This window comes from Sphaerisporangium album (assembly GCF_003323745.1).
Taxonomy (GTDB): domain Bacteria; phylum Actinomycetota; class Actinomycetes; order Streptosporangiales; family Streptosporangiaceae; genus Sphaerisporangium; species Sphaerisporangium album.
Genome location: NZ_QOIL01000017.1, coordinates 108,426 through 127,788 on the forward strand (window position 1 = coordinate 108,426; position 19,363 = coordinate 127,788).

The following is a 19,363-nucleotide window of genomic DNA, read 5'->3' on the forward strand; positions in this document are numbered from 1 at the left end:
GCATTCCGCCCGGCCGATCCTGCGCCGGGCCGCACCACACCGCACCGAAGGAAAGGAACGCCCCGCCAATGCCCCCCAGGCGGCCGACCGCTCGCATCAGAAGATGGATCGCGCAGACCTGCGCCCTAGCCCTCAGCCTCACGGGCCTGACCGTACTGACCCTGACCGGCCCCGCCCAGGCGGACACCGCGGCCATCGACCCCGCCGACTACCAGCGCGTGGAGATGGCCAAGGGGGTCGCCGACATGGGCGAGCCGATGACCATGACCGTGCTGCCCGACCTGTCGGTGCTGCACACCTCGCGCGACGGGACCCTGCGGCGTACCGACGCGCGCGGTGACACGGCCGTCGTGGGGACCCTGAACGTCTACACCCACGACGAGGAGGGGCTCCAGGGGGTCGCCGCCGACCCCGGCTTCGCGGCCAACCGGTTCGTCTACCTGTACTACGCGCCCCGCCTCGACACCCCCGCCGGCGACGCCCCGGCCAGTGCTGCCGACTTCTCCGCCTGGAAGGGGGTGAACCGGCTTTCCAGGTTCACGGTCAAGCCCGACTGGACGCTCGACATGGGCAGCGAGGTCAAGATGCTCGACGTGCAGGCCGACCGGGGCATCTGCTGTCACGTGGGCGGCGACATGGACTTCGACGCCGCGGGCAACCTCTACCTGAGCACCGGCGACGACTCCAACCCCTTCGACTCGGCGGGCTACTCCCCGATCGACGAGCGGCCGGACCGCAACCCCGCCTACGACGCCCAGCGCACCTCGGCGAACACCAACGACCTGCGCGGCAAGATCCTGCGGATCAAGGTCAAGCCGGACGGGACCTACGACATCCCGCCGGGCAACCTGTTCCCGCCGGGGACCGCCAACACCAGGCCGGAAATCTACGCCATGGGCTTCCGCAACCCGTTCCGGCTGACCGTCGACAAGGAGACCGGGGTCGTCTACGTGGGCGACTACGGCCCCGACGCGGGAAGTGGCGACCCGGCCAGGGGGCCGAGCGGCCAGGTCGAGTTCAACCGCGTCACCGCCCCGGGCAACTTCGGCTGGCCGTACTGCACGGGCGCCAACACGCTGGCCGAGACCTACAACGACTTCACCTTCCCCTCCGGTCCCTCCGGGCCGAAGTACGACTGCGCCGCCGGCGGGCCGACCAACGACTCCTTCCGCAACACCGGCCTGCGCACGTTGCCGCCCGCCCAGCCCGCCTGGATCCGGTACGGCGGCGACGCCGGCTCGCCGCCGGAGTTCGGCGGCGGCTCCGAGTCCCCGATGGGCGGACCGGTCTACCGGTACGACGCCGCCCTGAAGTCCGAGGTCAAGTTCCCCGAGGACCTGAACGGCCACTTCTTCGCCGGCGAGTTCGGCCGCCGCTGGATCAAGCCGATCGACGTCAACGCCGACGGGACGCCCGGCGGCATCTCCGACTTCCCGTGGACCGGCACCCAGGTCATGGACCTGGCGTTCGGCCCGGACGGCGCGCTGTACGTCCTCGACTACGGGGCGGGCTTCTTCGGCGGCGACGAGAACTCCGCGTTGTACAGGTTCGAGTACATCAAGGGCCGCGACCGTTCACCGGTCGCCGTGGTGAAGGCCGACAAGACCTCCGGCAGGACCCCGCTGACCGTGACGTTCTCCTCCGCCGGATCCGCCGATCCGGAGGGCGCCGCGCTCACCTACGCCTGGGACTTCGGGGACGGCACCACCTCCACCGACCCGAACCCGGTCAAGACGTACACGACCGACGGCGACTACAGCGCGAAGCTCACCGTGAGCGACCCCGCCGGCAACACCGGCACCGCCAGCGTGCTGATCACGGCCGGCAACACGGCGCCCGCCGTGGCCGTGGAGACGCCCGGCGACGGTCAGCTGTTCCAGTGGGGCGACACCGTCCCCTTCAAGATCAAGGTGACCGACCCGGAGGACGGCGACATCGACTGCGCGAAGGTCAAGATGACCTACGTGCTCGGCCACGACAGCCACGGTCACCAGATCACCTCGAAGAACGGCTGCTCGGGCGACCTGACCATCCCGGTGGACGGTGAGCACGACGACGCGGCGAACATCTTCGCGGTGTTCGACGCCGAGTACACCGACAAGGGCGGCCTGACCACGCACACCCAGCACATCCTGCAGCCGCGGCACCGGCAGGCCGAGCACTACTCGGCCTCGCAGGGAGTGAACCCCATCGGCAAGGCGCCGGCGCACGGCGGCAGGACGGTGGGTGACATCAACAACGGCGACTGGATCGCGTTCAAGCCGTACGACCTGACCGGCGCGAAGGGGATCACCGCCCGCGTCTCCTCCGGCGGAAAGGGCGGCACCATCGAGGTGCGCGCCGGATCGCCGGCGGGCGCCCTGCTGGGCAAGGTGAGCGTGCCGGTGACCGGCGGCTGGGAGACCTTCACCGACGTCTCCGCCCCCCTGTCCAACGCACCGGCGGGAACCACGCAGCTCTCCCTGGTGTTCAAGGGCAACGACGGCGCGCTGTTCGACGTGGACGACTTCACGCTGACGGCCGAGCCGCCAGCCGGAAGCCCGATCGGCACCATCGTCAGCGCCGGCGGCCGGTGCCTCGACGTCGCCGGAGCCAACCCGGCCAACGGCACCAACGTGCAGCTCTGGGAGTGCAACGACACCGGCGCCCAGGTCTGGACCCTCAGCGGCTCCACGATCCGGTCACTCGGCAAGTGCCTGGACGTCGACGGCGGCCGTACCACCGACGGCACCAGGGTGCAGATCTGGGACTGCGTCGCCGGCGTCGGCGCGCAGAACTGGACCATCGGGGCGGACGGCACGGTGAAGAACCCGCAGTCCGGCAAGTGCCTCGACGGCTCGAACGCCGGGCAGATGGTCATCAGGACCTGTGACGGCGGCGACGCCCAGAAGTGGAGGACACCGACCCCGGCCGGCGACGGCGGCCCCGGCGGCGGCCAGGGCGACCTCCTGGTCTTCTCGGCCACGGCCGGCTTCCGGCACGACTCGATCCCGGCCGGCATCCAGGCGATCAAGGAGCTCGGCTTCAAGGTCACCGCGACCGAGGACGCGAGCGCCTTCACCGCCGCGAACCTCGCCAAGTACAAGGCGGTGGTCTTCCTCAGCACCACCGGCGACGTGCTCAACGACGCCCAGCAGGCCGCCTTCGAGTCCTACGTCAAGGCGGGCGGCGGCTACGTCGGCGTGCACGCCGGGGCCGACACCGAGTACGACTGGCCCTTCTACGGCGAGCTCGTGGGGGCGTGGTTCGCCTCCCACCCGGCCATCCAGCCGGCCACCATCAAGGTGGAGGACCGCGCCCACGCGGCCACCGCCCACCTCGGCCCCACGTGGAACCGCACCGACGAGTGGTACAACTACCGCTCCAACGCCCGCACCACCGCTCACGTGCTGGCCACGCTGGACGAGTCCTCCTACTCCGGCGGCGGCATGGGTGCGGACCACCCGATCGCCTGGTGCAAGGAGTACCAGGGCGGCCGGTCGTTCTACACGGGCGGCGGGCACACCTCGCAGTCCTTCTCCGAGCCGGCGTTCCGTCAGCACCTGCTCGGCGGCATCAAGTACGCGATGGGCGACGCCAAGGCGGACTGCCGTGCCGAGAACGGCTACACCACGATCTACAACGGCGGCACGACGGGCTGGTCGCAGGCCGGGCCCGGCGGTTTCACCAACGCCGACGGCACCCTCACCTCGCAGGGTGGCCTGGGCATGTTCTGGTACAAGGCGAAGGAGTACAGCTCCTACTCGCTGAAGCTGGACTGGAAGATGCGCGGCGACGACAACTCTGGTGTCTTCGTCGGCTTCCCCGCCTCCGACGACCCGTGGTCGGCGGTGAACAACGGCTACGAGATCCAGATCGACGCCACGGACGCTCCGGAGAAGACCACCGGCGCGGTCTACGGCTTCAAGTCCGCGGATCTCGCGGCCCGCGACAAGGCGCTGAACCCGCCGGGGCAGTGGAACACCTACGAGATCCGGGTGGAGGACGAGCGTCTGCAGATCTTCCTCAACGGCGTGAGGATCAACGACTTCACCAACACCGATCCCAGCCGGTCCCTGAAGCAGGGGTACGTGGGCATCCAGAACCACGGCGACGGCGACGAGGTCTCGTTCCGGAACATCCGGATCAAGGAACTCGGCCCCGCCACCGGTGACGTCACCGTCCAGGCCGAGGCCTGGACCGAGGCCAACGGCGTGCAGCCCTACCCGCACACCCCGGCCCACGGCGGCACGGTGCTCGGCTTCGTCAACCCCGGCGACTGGGCCGCCTACACCGATGTGGACCTCACCGGCGTCACCGGCTTCACGGCCCGGGTGGCCTCGCCCAACCCGTCCGGCGGATTCGAGATCCGCACCGGTTCACCGACCGGGCCCGTGCTGGGCGCCGTCACGGTTCCGAACACCGGCGGCTGGGAGACCTACGCCGACGTCTCGACGCCGCTCACGAACGTTCCTTCCGGAAACACCAAGCTCTACCTGGTGTTCACCGGAGCGGACTTCGACGTGGACGACTTCACGCTCGTCCGCGGCCCGAAGGACACCAAGGCGCCGGTGACCAAGGCCGCCCTGGACCCGGCGGAGCAGCCCACCGGCTGGCACACCACGCCCGTGACGGTCAGCCTCACGGCCACCGACGAGGGCTCCGGGGTCGACAGGACGGAGTACAAGCTGGACGACGCCGAGTGGGCCGCCTACACCCAGCCCTTCAAGGTCGAGGGCGACGGCGCCCACAAGGTGTCCTACCGCTCGAAGGACAAGGCGGGCAACCAGGAGGAGGCCAAGGACGTCACGCTGAAGCTGGACGCCACCAAGCCCGTGCTGACCGTCGGCGGGCTGAACGCCGACGGGAACTACGGCGACAGCGCCCAGATCACCGTCACCGCCGAGGGCAAGGACACGGGGTCGGGCATCGACACCGTGACCGCCACCGTCGACGGCAGGGAACTGCGGCTCGGCAAGGCTCTCGATCTGACGTCCGTCACGCTCGGCTCGCACGTCGTCAAGGTGACCGCCAAGGACAGGGCCGGCAACACGACCGAGCAGGCCCGGACCCTGACGGTGACCACGTCGTTCGCCGATCTGACGACCCTGCTGGACAGGTTCGCGGTGGAGGGCTCGCTCGGGAGCGGGCTTCGCAACTTCCTGAGGTCGGCGAGCACGAGCGACCAGAAGGGCCACACCGACCAGGCGCTCCATCACCTGGGCAAGTTCAGGGACCGAGCCACCGGCGTGGCCGATCAAGCGGCCCGAAGGGTGCTGGTCCGCGACGCGGACGCCCTGATCGTCCACCTGGGCGGCCAGGCGTCCCCCGAGGGGATCGCCGCCAACGGCGGACGGCTCCTCCCGGACATGGCCAGGTGACCTGCCCGACCTAGCGGGCCGGCGGGCCCGTCACCCGGTCGTCCGGCCGGGCGACGGGCCCGCCGGCGTGATGGCCTGGGCGGCGTTGATCAGGCCGATGTGGCTGAGAGCCTGCGGGAAGTTGCCGATCGGCTCTCCGGTGGCCGAGTCGACCTCCTCGGCGAGCAGGCCGACGTCGTTGGCGTACGAGACGGCGGTCTCGAACACCCGTCTGGCCGCGGGGTGTTCGCCGGTGACGGCCAGGGCGTGCGCGAGCCAGAAGGTGCACAGCAGGAACGTGCCCTCCTGTCCCGCGAGCCCGTCGGCGGCGTGATAGCGGTGTACCAGACCACGCGGGTCGACCAGGCGGGTGCCGATGGCGCGCACGGTGGAGCGCACGCGTGGATCGTCGGGGGCGAGGAATCCGACCAGCGGCATCACCAGCAGCGCGGCGTCCAGGCTCGTGCCACCGAACGTCTGCGTGAAGGCACCGATCCGCTGGTTCCACGCCTGGCTCAGGATCGCGGCGCGGATCTGTTCCCGGACGCGCGTCCACTCGCCGACACGCCCGCTCGCCCTCAGCAGGGGGGCGAGCGCGATGGCCCGGTCCAGCCCGACCCAGCACATCAGTTTGGAATGCGTGAAGTGCCGGCTGGGCCCGCGGACCTCCCAGATGCCCTGGTCCGGCTCCCGCCAGCGACGGGCGGCGGCCTCGGCCACCCCGACCAGCATCGCGCGGGTGAACGGGTCGAACGCGCAGTAGGTCTGGTGGGCGGCGTCGAGCAACTCCCCGTAGACGTCGAGCTGGGCCTGGCGCCAGGCGTCGTTGCCGACCCGCACCGGAGAGCTGCCCCGCCAGCCGCGCAGGTGCGGCAGACGTCGTTCGCTCAGGTCGCGTTCGCCGCCGACGCCGTAGATGATCTGCAGATGGGCGCCGCGATCGAGCTGGGTGGCCGAGGCACGGGCCAGGAAGCCGAAGAAGGCGGTCTCCTCGATCTCGCAGGCGGCGGTGGACAGGGCCTGCAGCGTGAAGCTGGCGTCCCGGATCCAGGTGTAGCGGTAGTCCCAGTTGCGTTCCCCGCCGATGCTCTCGGGCAGGGATGTGGTGACCGCGGCGACGATGGCCCCGGTGGGGGCGTAGGTCATCGCCTTCAGCACTCGGCCGCTGTGCTCGACCAGGTGCCGCCAGGGGCCTTCGTGGTTCACGTGCAGCCGCGACCAGGAGCGCCAGCCCCGGACGGTGTCCTTGACCCTGCGACGCACCTCGCGGGAGGTACGGCACGGCGGATCCGGGTCCCACGCCCAGCCGGCCTGCATGGCGAAGCCGAGGCTCCGCCCCGCGCGCAAGGTGAAGGTGGCGTCCGCGACCGAGCCGCTCACCCGCAACTCCACCGGGCTGGACAGGGTCAGCACGGTCGCGCCGCCGCGCGCGATCAGACCGCCCCCGACCGGCTGCATCAGTGGGTGAACTAGACCGAACTCGGGACGCGGCGCGTAGGCCATGTCCACGGGCACACTGCCCTCGACGCAGGTCACCTGCCGCAGCACCATCCCGGCGGAGGACGCTCCCAGATCGTGCCCACGCTCCCCGGCACCCAGGGCGAGCGCGTCCGTCAGGACCAGGGTGCCCTCACGGGTACGGAAGGTGGTCTCCAGCACCAGAGTGCCGGGGACGTAGCGGCGGGTGACCTCGGCTGGGCCGGCCGGGCCGATCGTCCAGTGGCCGGCATCGTCGTCGAGCAGCCGGGCGAAGATCGCGGGGCTGTCGAAGCGAGGCAGGCACAGCCATTCCACCGAGCCGTCGCGGCTCACCAGGGCCGCCGACCGGCAGTCCGACAACATCGCGTAGTCGCCGAGCGGCCGGCTGCTCACCGGTGCGCCTTGCCGGTCCGGCGGCCGCCGGCGGCGCGCCGCACGGCGTAGACGAGCGCGGACCCGGCGAAGAGCACCAGGGTCACGAGCAGCCACCGGCCGAGGAACGGGGCGGTGCTCAGGGCCGTCGCCTCCCGGTAGTTGTGCTCGGACGCGCGCAGGACGAGGGGGAACCAGATGAGCAGCAGCAGCCCCGACAGCCCCGCCGGTACCCGCAGGTAGTTGACCGACGGCCCCCGTCGCCGATCCGCCACCGGTGGAAGGCGCTGCAGGGCGCGGTCCCCCGCGGAGTAGAGAGGAAGTACGACGAAGTCGTGCAGGATCACGGCTCCGAGGAACCACAACAGGAATCCCAGCAGGATGCCGGCGGCGATGACGCGGGTGAGGGCGTAGGCGGCCACCAGGAAGCAGGCGAGCAACGCGAACAGGTGCCACAGGCCGGCGCCATAGCGTTCTCGCGCCCGCCTGCGCGCCTCGCCGATCCGGCCTCTCATGGCGGGGCCCGGAAGTCGAGCTCGCGCACCCACTTGGTGTTGTGCACGCCGGGGGCGTTGGGCACCATGATCCGGGCGGGGAACCCGTGGTCCAGCGACAGGTCGGCGCCGTTGACCCGCAGCGCCAGCAGGGAGCGGGGATCGGTCGTCTGACCCGCGCTCAGCGACACGTGGCTGAACACGCCGCCCCGCTGCAGCGAGCGGACGTAGACGCCCGCGCCGCCGTCCGCCCCGCTCAAACGTGCCAGATCGGTCAGCCGGACGCCGGTCCACGTCTGTTCGGTCGACCATCCCTCCACGCAGGCGATCGGCAACCGGTAGGTGTACAGCGGCATGGCCAGCAGCTGCTCACGCGACAGCCGCACCTGACGGGCGCCCCGCACCGTCAGCCGCCATTCGGGGCCGGTCTCGGCCGCGACGACGCCCACGCTCGCCGCCGTCTTGTTCACCTGGAAGTCGTTCGGCCCGGGGCCGTAGTACCGCCCGTGCGGGGCGAGCAGCGCGGTACGCCGCCACGGGCCGTCCATCGTCTGCCCGGCCGACAGGCCGAGCACGGTCAGGGAGCCGGCGCCGACGAAGGCCAGCAGGCCCCGGCGTGAGATGGTCGGCGGCGCGGGAGCGGCGGCGACCAGGCCGTCGGGGTCGGGCGGTTCCGGGCGCGTGTCGCGCAGGGACGTGCGCAACTCCCGGCGGAAGCTACGGGATCGCAGGGATGTGACCAGCCGGGGCAGCTTGATCGCGACGTGCACCGCCAGCGCGGCCAGGAAGATCCACGCGCCGTACAGATGCGCCGGGTAGAACGAGAAGGGGAAGACGTAGAAGAGCTGGATGTTGAGGATGCCGGTGACGAACTCGAAGACGGCGCCGCCGACCAGGAGCAGCAGGCTGGCCCGTTCGAGCGTCTGCGCCGGGCTGCCGGTCGGCGGCCAGGCGAACAGCTTGGGGATCACCGACCACAGCTTGGCCAGCAGGACCGGCACCAGCGTCAGGCCCAGAATGACGTGCACACCCTGGGTGACCCGGTAGAGCCAGACCGGGCTGGTCGGCCAGTCGAACAGATAGAACCCGAACAGCCCTTTTTCCGGCGTGATGTCGTTGCCCGGCAGCCGGGGATCATAGGCGGCGTACGAGATCAGGCCCGTGATCGCCACCAGCGGAAGCCCGGCCAGCAGCACCAGCCCGAACACCGAAGTCAGCCACGGCCCACGCAACGGACTACGCCAGAACTCCGGCCGGAACGGGCCCGGCGGACGTTCCTGCCCCCGCAGGTACGCCCACAGCCGCGCGCCCGCCCCGCGTCCAGCAGGTTCACCTGGATGGCGGTGAGGCCCGTCTGACGCAGACGACATGATCCCTCCGAAGCCGGCGCAGGACCGCCGGCCGCTGGCCTATCCGCCTGTTCTCACCGCGAACACCGTTGGCCAAAGTCGAAGCCGGTTCCTTTTTCCGTCATGCTCTGTCCCCGAGGGAATGGCTTTCCCCAAGGGGGAGCCCTCCCATCGGTTCGACCCACGCTTCCGGTCCGCGCTGGAGGCGGGCCGCGCGCCGAGGGAGTTCGAGGACGGCCGGCAACGACGCGAAGGCATCACGCCGGGTGACGGGCCGTGTCGGCGACGCGAGAGGCATGGTCCCTGGTCACCAGGGAGAGGCGACCAGCCCCTGCAACAGCAGGCCGGTGACCACCTGCGCGGCGAGCAGGCGACGCCCCGGCGCGTACGCCGCCGCCACGCCGATCCACACCGCGAAGGGCACCCAGATGCGCTCCACCTCTCCCCGCGTCACCCCGCTGACGTCCAACGCCAGCACCGCCACCAGGGCCGCCGCCACGACGGCGGCGGCGCCGTGGCGGCGTGCCAGGTTCATCACGGCGACCGCCCCCCTGGCCCTGGGGATGCGGCCACGAGGATTCCGGCCGGCCGCGGCGACGGCCGGGCATCGGCTGAGGTGGCGTCCCGCGTGGACGAGGCCCGCCGTGGTGGCCGGGCCGGTGATCAGTGCGAGGACGGCCAGGTTCGCCACCAGGAAGTACAGGTAGGGCCGGGCCGCGCCCGGGTCGGCCGCCCACTCCGCGTGGGTGGCCGCAACCCCGGCGAGCCACGAGAAGCCCGCAGCCGTGAACACGCCCGTCACGGCCGCCGCCCCTGCCAGGGCCGCGAGCACCGCCGGCCGCGGCGGCCGGACCAGCACGGCGACGGTCACGGGGATCAGCAGATAAGGGACCAGCCCGTAGCTCAGATACGGCAGAGCGCCGAGTAGCACCCCCGCCCCGGCCGCGAACCACGTCCTGGCCGTGGTGCTCCGGCCGAGCACCAGGAGCGCGACGCCCCACGCGCCGGCACCGGCGAAGAAGGCGTCCATCGTGGTGGCGATCCAGACCGAGGCCGGGGTGAGGGCGAGGTACGGCAGCGCCCGCCGGGCCGCCTCCTCCCCCGCCAGGCGGCGTACGGTCAGCCCGATCGCCACCGTGGCCGAACAGCCGGCGAGGATCACCAGGATCGCCGCCCACAGCGGCCCGCCCAGACCCACGGCGGCCAGCGCCCAGACCACGAGCACAGGTAGTGGCGGATGCCCCCGCACATGCGTCGGATACTCCGGCAGCCGCTGGGTGAAGGACGCCAGCCAGCCGAGCGGGTCGTCGCCCACCGCGGGCAGCACCGCCAGATACTCCTGGCGGTGCGTGAACGGCGCGGCAAGCCCGTCGGCCGACATCGCCAGCACGATCGTCCAGGCCAGCGCGAAACCGTAGGCGACGAGCGACGCACGCCCGAACCCGCCCCGCCTGACCAACTGCGGCAGGACCCGCACGGCGACGGCCGCGAGAACCGCCGCCGGGATCAGCGTGATCGTCAACACCCGGAAATGGGCGTGGAGCGGCGGCAGATGGTCGATCCGCAGCACGCCCAGCCCGTGCAGCACCGCGCCTAGCGCGACGCAGACGGCGATCAGCGCCCCCCACCAGGCGAGCGCCGCCCGCGTCCAGCGGCCGTCCGCGGCATCGGCCGGGCGGGCCCGCCGGGTGCCGACCGTCCGCCGGCTCGATCCCTCCACTCGGCAACAGTAGGTCTGAACTGGGCTTATTTTGAAGCCGGCGTCACCACTCCGTAAGAACCTCCGGGCGTTCCCTGCCCTAGCGTCGGAGCATGGAGATCGACGTGGTCCTGCCGTGCCTGGACGAGGAGGCCGCCCTTCCCTGGGTGCTGGGACGCATGCCGTCCGGCTATCGGCCCATCGTCGTGGACAACGGGTCGACGGACGACTCGGTGAAGGTCGCCGCCCGGCTCGGGGCGCGGGTGCTCGTGGAACCGCGACGCGGCTTCGGCGCCGCCTGCCATGCCGGGTTGCTGGTCGCGACCTCCGACATCGTCGTCTTCATGGACGCCGACGCCTCCCTTGACCCGCGACAGCTGCCGCGCGTGGTCGAGCCGGTGCGAGCCGGAGACGGCGACCTGGTGCTCGGCCGGCGGATCGCCCGGTCGATGCGCGCCTGGCCGCCCCACGCGCGTGCCGCGAACGCCCTGCTGGCCCACCGGCTGCGCCGGCGCACCGGAGCCGTGGTGCACGACCTCGGCCCCATGCGCGCCGCGCGCCGCGCCGGGCTCATCGCCCTGGGGATGCGTGACCGCAGGTTCGGGTATCCGTTGGAGATGGTGCTGCGCGCCGCCGCGGCAGGTTGGCGGATCTCCGAGGCCGAGGTGGACTACCTGCCGCGCGCGGGCCGCTCCAAGGTCACCGGCACGGTACGCGGCACCGTTCGCGCGATCGGCGACATGCGGCGGGTCATGCGGGAAACGGTGTGACGCGGATCCTGGTCATCGCCAAGGAACCGGTACCCGGCCAGGTCAAGACCCGGCTCTGCCCGCCCTGCACCGAGGTGCAGGCCGCCCGGCTCGCCGCCGCCGCCCTGGAGGACACCTTGCGCACCGTGGCGGCGACCCGCGTACCGCACCCGGTCCTCGCCTTACAAGGGCTGCCGGGCCCCTGGCTGCCACCCGGTTTCACGGTGATCCCGCAACGCGGACGGGGCCTGGACGAGCGGCTCGCGGCGGCCTTCACCGACGCTCACCGCCTGCACGCGGCGCCAATCGTCCTCATCGGCATGGACACCCCTCAGCTCACCCCGCCCCTGCTCGAAGCCGCCGCCGACGCGCTGACCGGGCATGACGCGGTCTACGGCCCCGCCACCGACGGCGGCTTCTGGCTCCTCGGCCTGCGCCGCCCCAACCCCGCGCTGCTTCTCGGAGTGCCCATGTCGCAGGCGGGCACCGGAACGGCCCAGATCCGGCGCCTGCGCCAGGCCGGGCTGAGCACGGCCCTCCTGCCCGAACTGCGTGACGTCGACACCTTCGCCGACGCCTGCCAGGTCGCGGCACAGGCACCCGGCACCCGGTTCGCCGCGACGTTGAAGGCCGTCCGCTCGGGCTGAACGGCTCGGTGCGCAGGCGCCGGACGTCGTCCTCGAAGAAGCCCTCGCGGCATGCGGTCCCGGCTGCGCAGGACCCGCGGGATCGTCCTGTGCTCATGTGTGTTCGTCATGACGACCATGGAAGTGAGACCGGGCGGGACTTCACATGGCCATGACGCGCGGCTCTGTGTCCGATCGTCTACGGGACCATCCGACGGTCACGCCGGGGCGGTTTCCTCGAAGATGTCCAGCTGCCCCTTGGGCGGGGACGGGATCGCCAGGGTGATGTTGCGGTAGCGGACGGCGGCCGGGAGGACGACGACGCCGCCGGGCACCGGGCGTGTCAGGCGCAGGTCGGCGAGCAGGACGAGCGCGGCGTCGAGCAGGCCGTACGGGTCCTGCTGCCAGGCTCCGGTGAACGACGCCGCGCCGAACTTCTCGTACAGGTCCTGGATCAGTTCCTCCAGCCGGTGCCGTTCCAGGAACGCCAGCGGCTCGGGGCGGCGCGGCGGGTCGGGAACGCGTTCGGGGGCCGACCACGCGAGGTCGCGGACGACCCCGGCCTCGGGGAGCGCGGCGTCGATCCGGGCGAGCAGGTCCGCCTGCGCCTCGGACTCGACCGGCGGCTCGACCCACGCCAGGGCGTCCTCCTCCAGGAGGTCGGCGATCCTGGCCAGCAGGAGGCCGGCCGCCCGGTTGACCACCCCGCCCCTGCCGGGGAACGCCTTGTCGGTGAAGCGGCCGCCCGGGTCGGCGAGAAGGACGCCCTCAGCCCGGCGTTCCACGACTAGGCCCGTGAGTCTGGCCAGGTTGTCGGTGACGTCGTCGCGGCGCAGCACGGCGGCGGCCTCGGCGTCCAGGTCGGCGTAGTAGACCACCGGGCGTTCCAGCAGCAGCCTGCGCACCCGGGCCTCGGGCGAGCCGCCGAGGCCGTCGAGCAGGCCCGCGGCGCTGGTCAGGTGCTGCACGGGACGCGGCGGCCTGAACAGGGCCGCGCACACGTCGTGGTCGACGTCGTAGAGGGCGTCGCCGCCCTCGTCGCGGGCCCACGCCTCGGCCGAGCCGTCCGACAGCGTCAGCGCGCCGCGCTCGACCAGCCAGCCCACGACGTCCACCACGGCGCCCTTGTGGCCGGGGACCAGCGGGTCGAAGCCGAGGCCGTCGATGGAGTTGGCGACCGGCGCGAACAGGCGGACCAGGTCGGCCAGGCTGACCTCGACGCGCGACCTCTGGAAGGACCCGAGGATCAGGCAGAGGTAGGCCAGCCGCCTGCGGTCGAACGGCTTGCCCGCCCTGCTGGTGAAGATCTTGCCACGTGAGGGGTCCAGGACGTCCAGGCGGCGGATCAGCCGCACCTGGCGGGTCGTGGCGATGAGCGTGTACCCGAACAGGTCGCGCAGGTCGCGGGTGAGCTGGTCGGCCCAGGGCAGCACCCGCTCCAGCATCCCCGGCCGAGGGTGGACGGCCGTGATGAGGTCGCTGGTGAGCACCAGCCGTACGGCGTCCTGGTAGGAGCCGAGGTCGCCGGCGGCGACGTCCGCGGCCGCGCGCGGCTCAGGCATCGACACCCCCCGCGCGCGTGACCAGGCGCAGGGAGAAGCCGGGCAGGTGCAGGACGCCGTGCGGCGTGCGGACGGCGCTGCCCTTCGGGTCCGGGACCAGCCGCATGACCACGGTGCCCTCGGTGCCCGCCCCGGACCTCAGCCGACCGGAGACGACCGTCCTGGCCTCCAGCGCACGGGTCAGCAGGGCGAGCAGCACCCGGGTCTCGGCCTCGTCCAGCACCCTGTCGTGGGCGCCGCCGTTCGCGAGGCTGTCGGCGGCGGCGCGCTCGGCCGCCCGGGCCGCGACCTGCCGCCGCCGCAGGTCCGCCCGCATCCGGGTGTCGGCCCGGACGGGCTGGGGCAGCCCCGGGCCCGCCTGGCGTCCGGTGCGGAACTGGGTGAGCGCGACCTCGATGCCGGGGGCCTCCCACCACGTGGCGCGCGACGAGATCTGCTCGGCGTCGTCGTGCGCGCCGCCCAGGTGCCGGGCCGAGCCCACGTTGAACGCCGCGGCCATCAGCGCGTGGGCGGCGGCCTCGTCCGGGGTGTTGAACGTCCATTCGGCCAGGTGCCGCAGCTCGGAGACGCGGTTCACGCCGCCGCGCCTGGCCTCGGTGAGCTGCCGCAGCAGGGCGATCACGCCGGAGACCGCCGAGCGGGTGGCCCGGCGCAGGTCGGCGGCGCCGGACTCGGCGTCGGGCGCCGCCGTGAACCACGCGCGCAGCGTCCGCCAGCGGCGGCGCCAGTCCTCGACGCGCTCGGCGCCGCCCAGGAACGGACGGTCGTCCGCGGTGGCCGCCCGGGTCAGCAGCGTGGCGACGCCGGTCGCCTCGACGTCCCGCACGGCCCGGTCGAGGCGGGGCAGGTAGCGGTCGAGCTCGGCCATGAAGTCGCTCATGTGGGTGAGCAGGGCGTTCTTGTAGCGCAGGAACAACTCGGGCGAGGCCTCCGTGGAGGTGACGATCTCGCCGAGGGTCACGTGGAAGTGGGCGGACCGGCGCACCATGTCCTCCATGACCTGGTCCAGCCGGGAGAGGCGCCGATAGACCTGCTCCTCGTCGCCGGCGCGGTTGGCCGAGGCGAGCGACCGCAGGTCGTCCAGGATGTCGGAGAACACCAGCCGGGACAGGTTCGCGTCCTGGACGCGCGCGGCGAGCACGTCCTCGACGGCGAGGAACGCCCGGTAGCCGAGCTCGCTGAACTGGTAGACGGACTGCCGGTTGCGGTAGCGCGCCAGGGACCCCGCCCGCGAGGCGTCCTCCAGCCGGTGGATGATGCGGTCGGCAGCCAGCGAGTCCAGCCGGTCGCGCAGCGAGGCGCCGGGGTCGGGGACGTCGTCGTGGAGCAGCGCCAGCTCGGCGAGGGCCGCCGCCACGTCGTCGGTGTCGACCCGGACCCGGTGGACGGCCCTCAGCCGGTCCATCGCCCGGAGCGCCCACAGGTAGACGACGTAGTCGTCGCGCTGCGTGAAGTTGAACAGCCGGAACCTGTCGCCGACCGCGAGCGCGTCCAGGTCCAGCGCGCGCCGTGCCCGCTCCGTCCGCCCTACCGGCCCTGTCGGCCGTGTCCACCGGCCGTTCGTCGCATCCCCCATGACAGTGGCAAGTATCCCGCAGACGGGGGCCGCGTCCGACCCCGTGCCCGCTTGTGCGCGTGGCGGACGGCCGCGGCAGGGGAGTCGTGCCGCGGCCGTCGCGAACGTCACGTCATGCGCGCGGGCTCACGGGGTCGGGGTCGGGCTTGGGGTCTCACTGCCCGTGGGGGTCGGCGCGGGGGTCGTGGGGACGTCGGTCGGCGTGCCGGTCGGCGTCCCGGTGGGCAGGTCGGTGGGCGGCGGGGTGACCGTGGGGGTCACCGTGGGCGGCACGGTCGGCGTGGCCGTCGGGGTCGGGACGGGCGGGATGGACGGCGTGGGGCACGGCTTGGGCGTGCGCCACTTGGCGGACCCGCCCGGGCGCCACTTCCACTGCTTGGTGTACCACCAGTCCTTGCCGCGCCAGAGGTTGCGGATGGGCCGCGTCAGGTCGTAGACGTACGCGGCGGTGGCCTGCTCGGTGCCGCTCGCGGAGCTCACCGAGACCCAGTCCCCCTGCTGGATCTCGCCGTTGCCCCGGCTGCCGGCGAACGTCCTGGTGGTGTCGTCGATGGCGTAGACCTTCTCGAAGCCGTCCTGGCTGCGAACGGTGATCGAGTCCTCGGCCACGACGGTGGCCTCGCCGGTCTGGGTGAACACGGTGACGAAGACGCAGGCGTCCTTCGTGGCGACGACGAACTCACCGTGCGGCGTGCCGAGGAACGCCCACGGGCCCAGAGGCGGCACCTGCGGGGGCGTGGTGGGCGACGGCGTCGGAACGGGCGGCGCGGTGGGAAGATCTGTCGGGTCGCCCGTGGGGCTCGTGGTCGGTGATCCTGTGGGGCTCGCCGTGTCGGTGGGCGTGGGGGTACCCGGGTCGGTGGCCGTCGGCGTGGCGGGCGGGGGTTCCGGCGTGCCCGCGGAGGCCGCGGCCACGCCCATGCCTCCCGACGCCACGAGGATGGTGGCGGTGGCGAAGATCACCGGCCGCGGAACACGCCAGTGCGGCCCGCCCTGTGCGTTCGACCGTACTTCGTCGGGCTTACCAGGGTTTGTTGGCATCACTACGTCCCTTATCAAAGCTAGTGCTGATCGCTCCTCCCCCATCCACCGTCCGGTATGAGTGGAGCGTCCCTGCGTACCCCTCGATCGCGCACATCGCATCTCCTCCCTTTTCACCCCGAACCGAGGGGACCGCGGGAGCCTGCCCGCTTCATCCGCACCCATGCGGGCACATCCGGCGGCCGGTCCCGGAATCGGCGTCCTTGCCCAGGTAAACCCGTATCCGCCACTTCGAAATAAATTTGTGACCAACCCGCACCGGCCTCCACACCCGGGCCGGGCGCCGCCGGCGTCAACGCCCGCTGTCAGTTACACGCTCGCAAGGTCCCCGTAACGCCGCCAGGCGATCAAGCACGATCTCATTCAGGTCGTTAGAGGACGAACCTCACTATTCACGTGCATCACTCGCGTACGGAATATCTGGGGCATTGCACCTGAAGGGAAAGAAATGCGCTTGCATGCGCAGGCCTGGCGGCGGGGACTCGTCGGAGCCGTCACGGCCGCCGCGATCTCCGCGACCTTCCTGGCGGGACCGGCCTACGCCGACCCCCCGGCATCCCGAAGCGGCGACGGGGAATGGACCGTCCAGAAGGAGGACTCCGGCTTCCGGATCACACTGCGCCTGGACCGGCCACTACCCGTCCGCGACGCCGTCCCGGAGCTCGCCGTCGACGGCAGATCGCTCGGCCCGGCCGAGGAGTCGCCGGACGGGCGGACGCTGACGATCGTCACCTCCGACCCCGGCGCCGCGGCCGCGTCGTCCGTCGACGTGGCCTGGAACGGAGAGGTCCCCACACCGGCCGCGAACCTCAGGAGCGCCGGCCCCGACGCGGCCGGCCCCTCCCCCGAGGCGGCCCGCAAGAAGCCCCCGCACCTCCCCGTCGACCCCGCGGCGCCCGGCCCGTACACGGTCGCGCCGGACGAGTACGACCTCGGGGACACCGGCATCGCGCCGGCGAGCCTGAGCGGCAAGCCGGTCGAGCTCCGCGCCGCCGTCTACCTGCCGGTGGGCGCCAAAGGCCCGCGCCCGCTCGTCGTGTTCCTGCACGGCCGCCACTCCGCGTGCTACAACCCGGTCACCCGGACGACGTCCAACAGCGCCTGGCCCTGCCCCGCCGGGCAGCAGCCCATCGCCAGCTACCGGGGCTACGACGGCCCCGCGAACGTGCTGGCGAGCCATGGCTACGTCGTCGTGTCGATCAGCGCCAACGGCGTCAACGCCGCCGACAACCCCTTCAGCGACGACCGCGGCGCCAAGGCACGCGGAGAGCTCGTCATGAAGCACCTCGACCTGCTCGCCGCGGCCGACCGGGGCGAGGGCGACCCGAAGATGGTGCGGCTCTTCCACAAGCGCCTCGACATGGACGACATCGGCCTGATGGGACACTCCCGGGGCGGCGAGGGCGTCGTCAAGGCGGCGCTGCTCAACGCCGGGCGACACCGGCCGTACGGGGTCAAGGCGGTGCTGCCGCTCGCGCCCACGGACTTCGCCCGCGCGACCCTGCCCGACGTCCCGATGGCCGTGATCCTGCCCTACTGCGACGGGGACGTGAGCAACCAGCAGGGACAGCACTTCTACGACGACTCCCTGTACGCCAACGCCGACGACGCGGCGTTCCGCTCTTCGCTGCTGGTCATGGGCACCGACCACAACTTCTTCAACACCGAGTGGACGCCGGGCGTGGCCACCGCCCCGGCCTCCGACGACTGGTCCAACAACAACGACCCGGTGTGCGGGAACAAGGCGCCGACCCGCCTGAGCGCCGCCGAGCAGTACGCGGTCGGCACCTCCTACATAGCCGGCTTCTTCCGTCTCGTGCAGGGCGGCGAGAAGTCGCTGCTGCCGCTCTTCGACGGCAGCGGCGGCACCACGCCGTCCGCCGGACGCGCCGTCGTCCACGCCGTCGCCCAGGCGCCCGCGCGCGAGCGGCTCGACGTGGCCCCCTTCACGTCGGCGTCGCCGTCCGTCCGGGTCTCCGGCGCGGCCACCGCGGCGGTGTGCGCCGGCATGCTGGACCGCTCGCCGCAGAGCGGGTTGCCGTCCTGCGCGACCGCGCTCACCACGTCGCAGGCCCCGTCCTGGACGCCCGCGACCTACGCCGGCAACGTCGCCGCGACGCCGGTCCTGCGGTTCTCCTGGACCGACACCACCGGCCGGGTGACCGTCCCGGTCCCGAGGTGGGACCAGAACGTCGCCAAGTACGACGCGCTGACCTTCCGCGCGGCGCTGGACGAGAAGGCGACCGGCGACGCCGATCTGACGGTCGGCGTCGTCGACGACAGGGGCAGGACCGCGACGGTCGCGGTCTCGGAGCTGAGCACGGCGCTCACGAAGCTCCCGGGCACCACCTCGCCGCTGCCCAAGACGTGGCTGCGGACCGTCCGCGTCCCGCTCTCGTCCCTGCACGGGGTCGACCTGCGCGACGTCCGCGAGGTCCGCCTCACGGGGGTGAGCCCCACCGGCGCCGTCTACCTCGGCGACCTGGCGTTCTCGTCGGTCGAGGTGGGCGGCACCCGGCTGGACCGGCTGCCGCAGGTCTCGGTGCAGGGCGTCACCGTCCCCGAGGGCGACGGCCCGGGAGCCGCCACGATGACGCTGACGCTCTCGGAGAGGAGCCACGAGCCGGTGACGGTCAACGTCCAGTCGATCACCAACGGTGCCACCCCGGTGATCACGCAACTGGCGCAGCGGATCGTGGTCCCGGCGCGGGCGACGTCCGTCACCTTCCAGGTGCCGCTGGCGGGCAACACGACGCCGGCGACCGCCGCCCAGTCCTATCAGGTGGTCGCCTCGGTGCCGACGAACGCGGTCATCGGCGAGGGCTTCACCCGCCTCGTCGTCACCGACGACGACGCGCTCTGAGAAGACCGCCCACGGCGCGGGCCCGGCGGGTCGGACGGACCTGCCGGGCCCGCGCCGTGGGCGGCCGAAAACTCCGGTCCCAGGCGGCCTCCGGCACGACCCTTCAGGCTATCGTGAGTGGTTTGCGGACGATCGTCGGCAAAGCGAAATATATGATTGTTCGGACAATGTTCATGTACGCGTGGCGCGGAGCGTCACGGCGGCCCAGATGTGC

The 19,363-nt window shown here is 72.2% G+C and carries 11 protein-coding genes; 4 read left to right on the forward strand and 7 right to left on the reverse strand.

The annotated features are described in order from the left end of the window. The first annotated feature begins 68 nt into the window (after positions 1-68). Positions 69-5,360 carry a ThuA domain-containing protein gene (locus DQ384_RS43165; protein WP_181871453.1) on the forward strand — a complete coding sequence of 1,764 codons (5,292 nt, stop codon included), beginning with the start codon at positions 69-71 and terminating at the stop codon, positions 5,358-5,360. A 30-nt stretch (positions 5,361-5,390) separates the two neighbouring features. Here the strand turns inward: DQ384_RS43165 and DQ384_RS27625 are convergent, their stop codons facing one another. The 4 genes from DQ384_RS27625 to DQ384_RS27640 all read right to left on the reverse strand — a co-directional run bounded on the left by DQ384_RS27625 (position 5,391) and on the right by DQ384_RS27640 (position 10,753). After that, complete coding sequence (locus DQ384_RS27625; RefSeq protein ID WP_114031807.1) at positions 5,391-7,211, reverse strand: glycoside hydrolase family 15 protein; 1,821 nt, start codon at positions 7,209-7,211, stop codon at positions 5,391-5,393. Further along, a complete protein-coding gene (locus tag DQ384_RS27630) occupies positions 7,208-7,705 on the reverse strand; it encodes a hypothetical protein (RefSeq protein ID WP_114031808.1) in 498 nt (165 codons plus the stop codon). Before DQ384_RS27630 ends, DQ384_RS27625 begins: the two co-directional genes overlap by 4 nt. Next, on the reverse strand, positions 7,702-8,916 hold the full coding sequence (locus DQ384_RS27635) for a molybdopterin-dependent oxidoreductase (protein ID WP_245966825.1): 1,215 nt from the start codon (positions 8,914-8,916) through the stop codon (positions 7,702-7,704). The genes DQ384_RS27630 and DQ384_RS27635 overlap by 4 nt, the downstream gene beginning before the upstream one ends. A gap of 424 nt (positions 8,917-9,340) precedes the next feature. Beyond that, positions 9,341-10,753 carry a hypothetical protein gene (locus DQ384_RS27640; RefSeq protein WP_114031810.1) on the reverse strand — a complete coding sequence of 471 codons (1,413 nt, stop codon included), beginning with the start codon at positions 10,751-10,753 and terminating at the stop codon, positions 9,341-9,343. A 92-nt stretch (positions 10,754-10,845) separates the two neighbouring features. Here DQ384_RS27640 and DQ384_RS27645 point away from each other — a divergent pair, with 92 nt between their 5' ends. Further along, positions 10,846-11,502: a glycosyltransferase family 2 protein gene (locus tag DQ384_RS27645; RefSeq protein WP_114031811.1), complete on the forward strand. Its 657-nt coding sequence runs from the start codon at positions 10,846-10,848 to the stop codon at positions 11,500-11,502. After that, complete coding sequence (locus tag DQ384_RS27650; RefSeq protein WP_114031812.1) at positions 11,499-12,128, forward strand: TIGR04282 family arsenosugar biosynthesis glycosyltransferase; 630 nt, start codon at positions 11,499-11,501, stop codon at positions 12,126-12,128. The genes DQ384_RS27645 and DQ384_RS27650 overlap by 4 nt, the downstream gene beginning before the upstream one ends. A gap of 197 nt (positions 12,129-12,325) precedes the next feature. Here DQ384_RS27650 and DQ384_RS27655 read toward each other — a convergent pair whose 3' ends face one another. From DQ384_RS27655 to DQ384_RS27665, 3 genes are all read right to left on the reverse strand, one after another. After that, the gene (locus DQ384_RS27655) at positions 12,326-13,669 is read right to left on the reverse strand and encodes a DUF2398 family protein (RefSeq protein WP_114031813.1); all 1,344 of its coding nucleotides are present in this window, start codon (positions 13,667-13,669) and stop codon (positions 12,326-12,328) included. After that, positions 13,662-15,245 (reverse strand): TIGR02677 family protein, encoded by a 1,584-nt coding sequence (locus DQ384_RS27660; protein ID WP_114031814.1) that lies wholly within the window; start codon positions 15,243-15,245, stop codon positions 13,662-13,664. The genes DQ384_RS27655 and DQ384_RS27660 overlap by 8 nt, the downstream gene beginning before the upstream one ends. Positions 15,246-15,371: 126 nt before the next feature. Next, on the reverse strand, positions 15,372-16,286 hold the full coding sequence (locus tag DQ384_RS27665; RefSeq protein WP_147268920.1) for a hypothetical protein: 915 nt from the start codon (positions 16,284-16,286) through the stop codon (positions 15,372-15,374). A gap of 448 nt (positions 16,287-16,734) precedes the next feature. On the opposite strand from DQ384_RS27665, the gene DQ384_RS27670 reads away from it, so the two are divergent. After that, a complete protein-coding gene (locus DQ384_RS27670) occupies positions 16,735-19,149 on the forward strand; it encodes a poly(ethylene terephthalate) hydrolase family protein (RefSeq protein WP_114031816.1) in 2,415 nt (804 codons plus the stop codon). Positions 19,150-19,363 lie beyond the last annotated feature (214 nt).

What these genes read in the sequence shown, in the direction of transcription:
- DQ384_RS27665 (WP_147268920.1), bottom strand. Translation starts at nt 16,286, where the DNA reads ATGCCAACAAACCCTGGTAAGCCCGACGAAGTACGGTCGAACGCACAG.
- DQ384_RS27630 (WP_114031808.1), bottom strand. Translation starts at nt 7,705, where the DNA reads ATGAGAGGCCGGATCGGCGAGGCGCGCAGGCGGGCGCGAGAACGCTAT.
- DQ384_RS27660 (WP_114031814.1), bottom strand. Translation starts at nt 15,245, where the DNA reads ATGGGGGATGCGACGAACGGCCGGTGGACACGGCCGACAGGGCCGGTA.
- DQ384_RS27655 (WP_114031813.1), bottom strand. Translation starts at nt 13,669, where the DNA reads ATGCCTGAGCCGCGCGCGGCCGCGGACGTCGCCGCCGGCGACCTCGGC.
- DQ384_RS43165 (WP_181871453.1), top strand. Translation starts at nt 69, where the DNA reads ATGCCCCCCAGGCGGCCGACCGCTCGCATCAGAAGATGGATCGCGCAG.
- DQ384_RS27645 (WP_114031811.1), top strand. Translation starts at nt 10,846, where the DNA reads ATGGAGATCGACGTGGTCCTGCCGTGCCTGGACGAGGAGGCCGCCCTT.
- DQ384_RS27670 (WP_114031816.1), top strand. Translation starts at nt 16,735, where the DNA reads ATGCGCTTGCATGCGCAGGCCTGGCGGCGGGGACTCGTCGGAGCCGTC.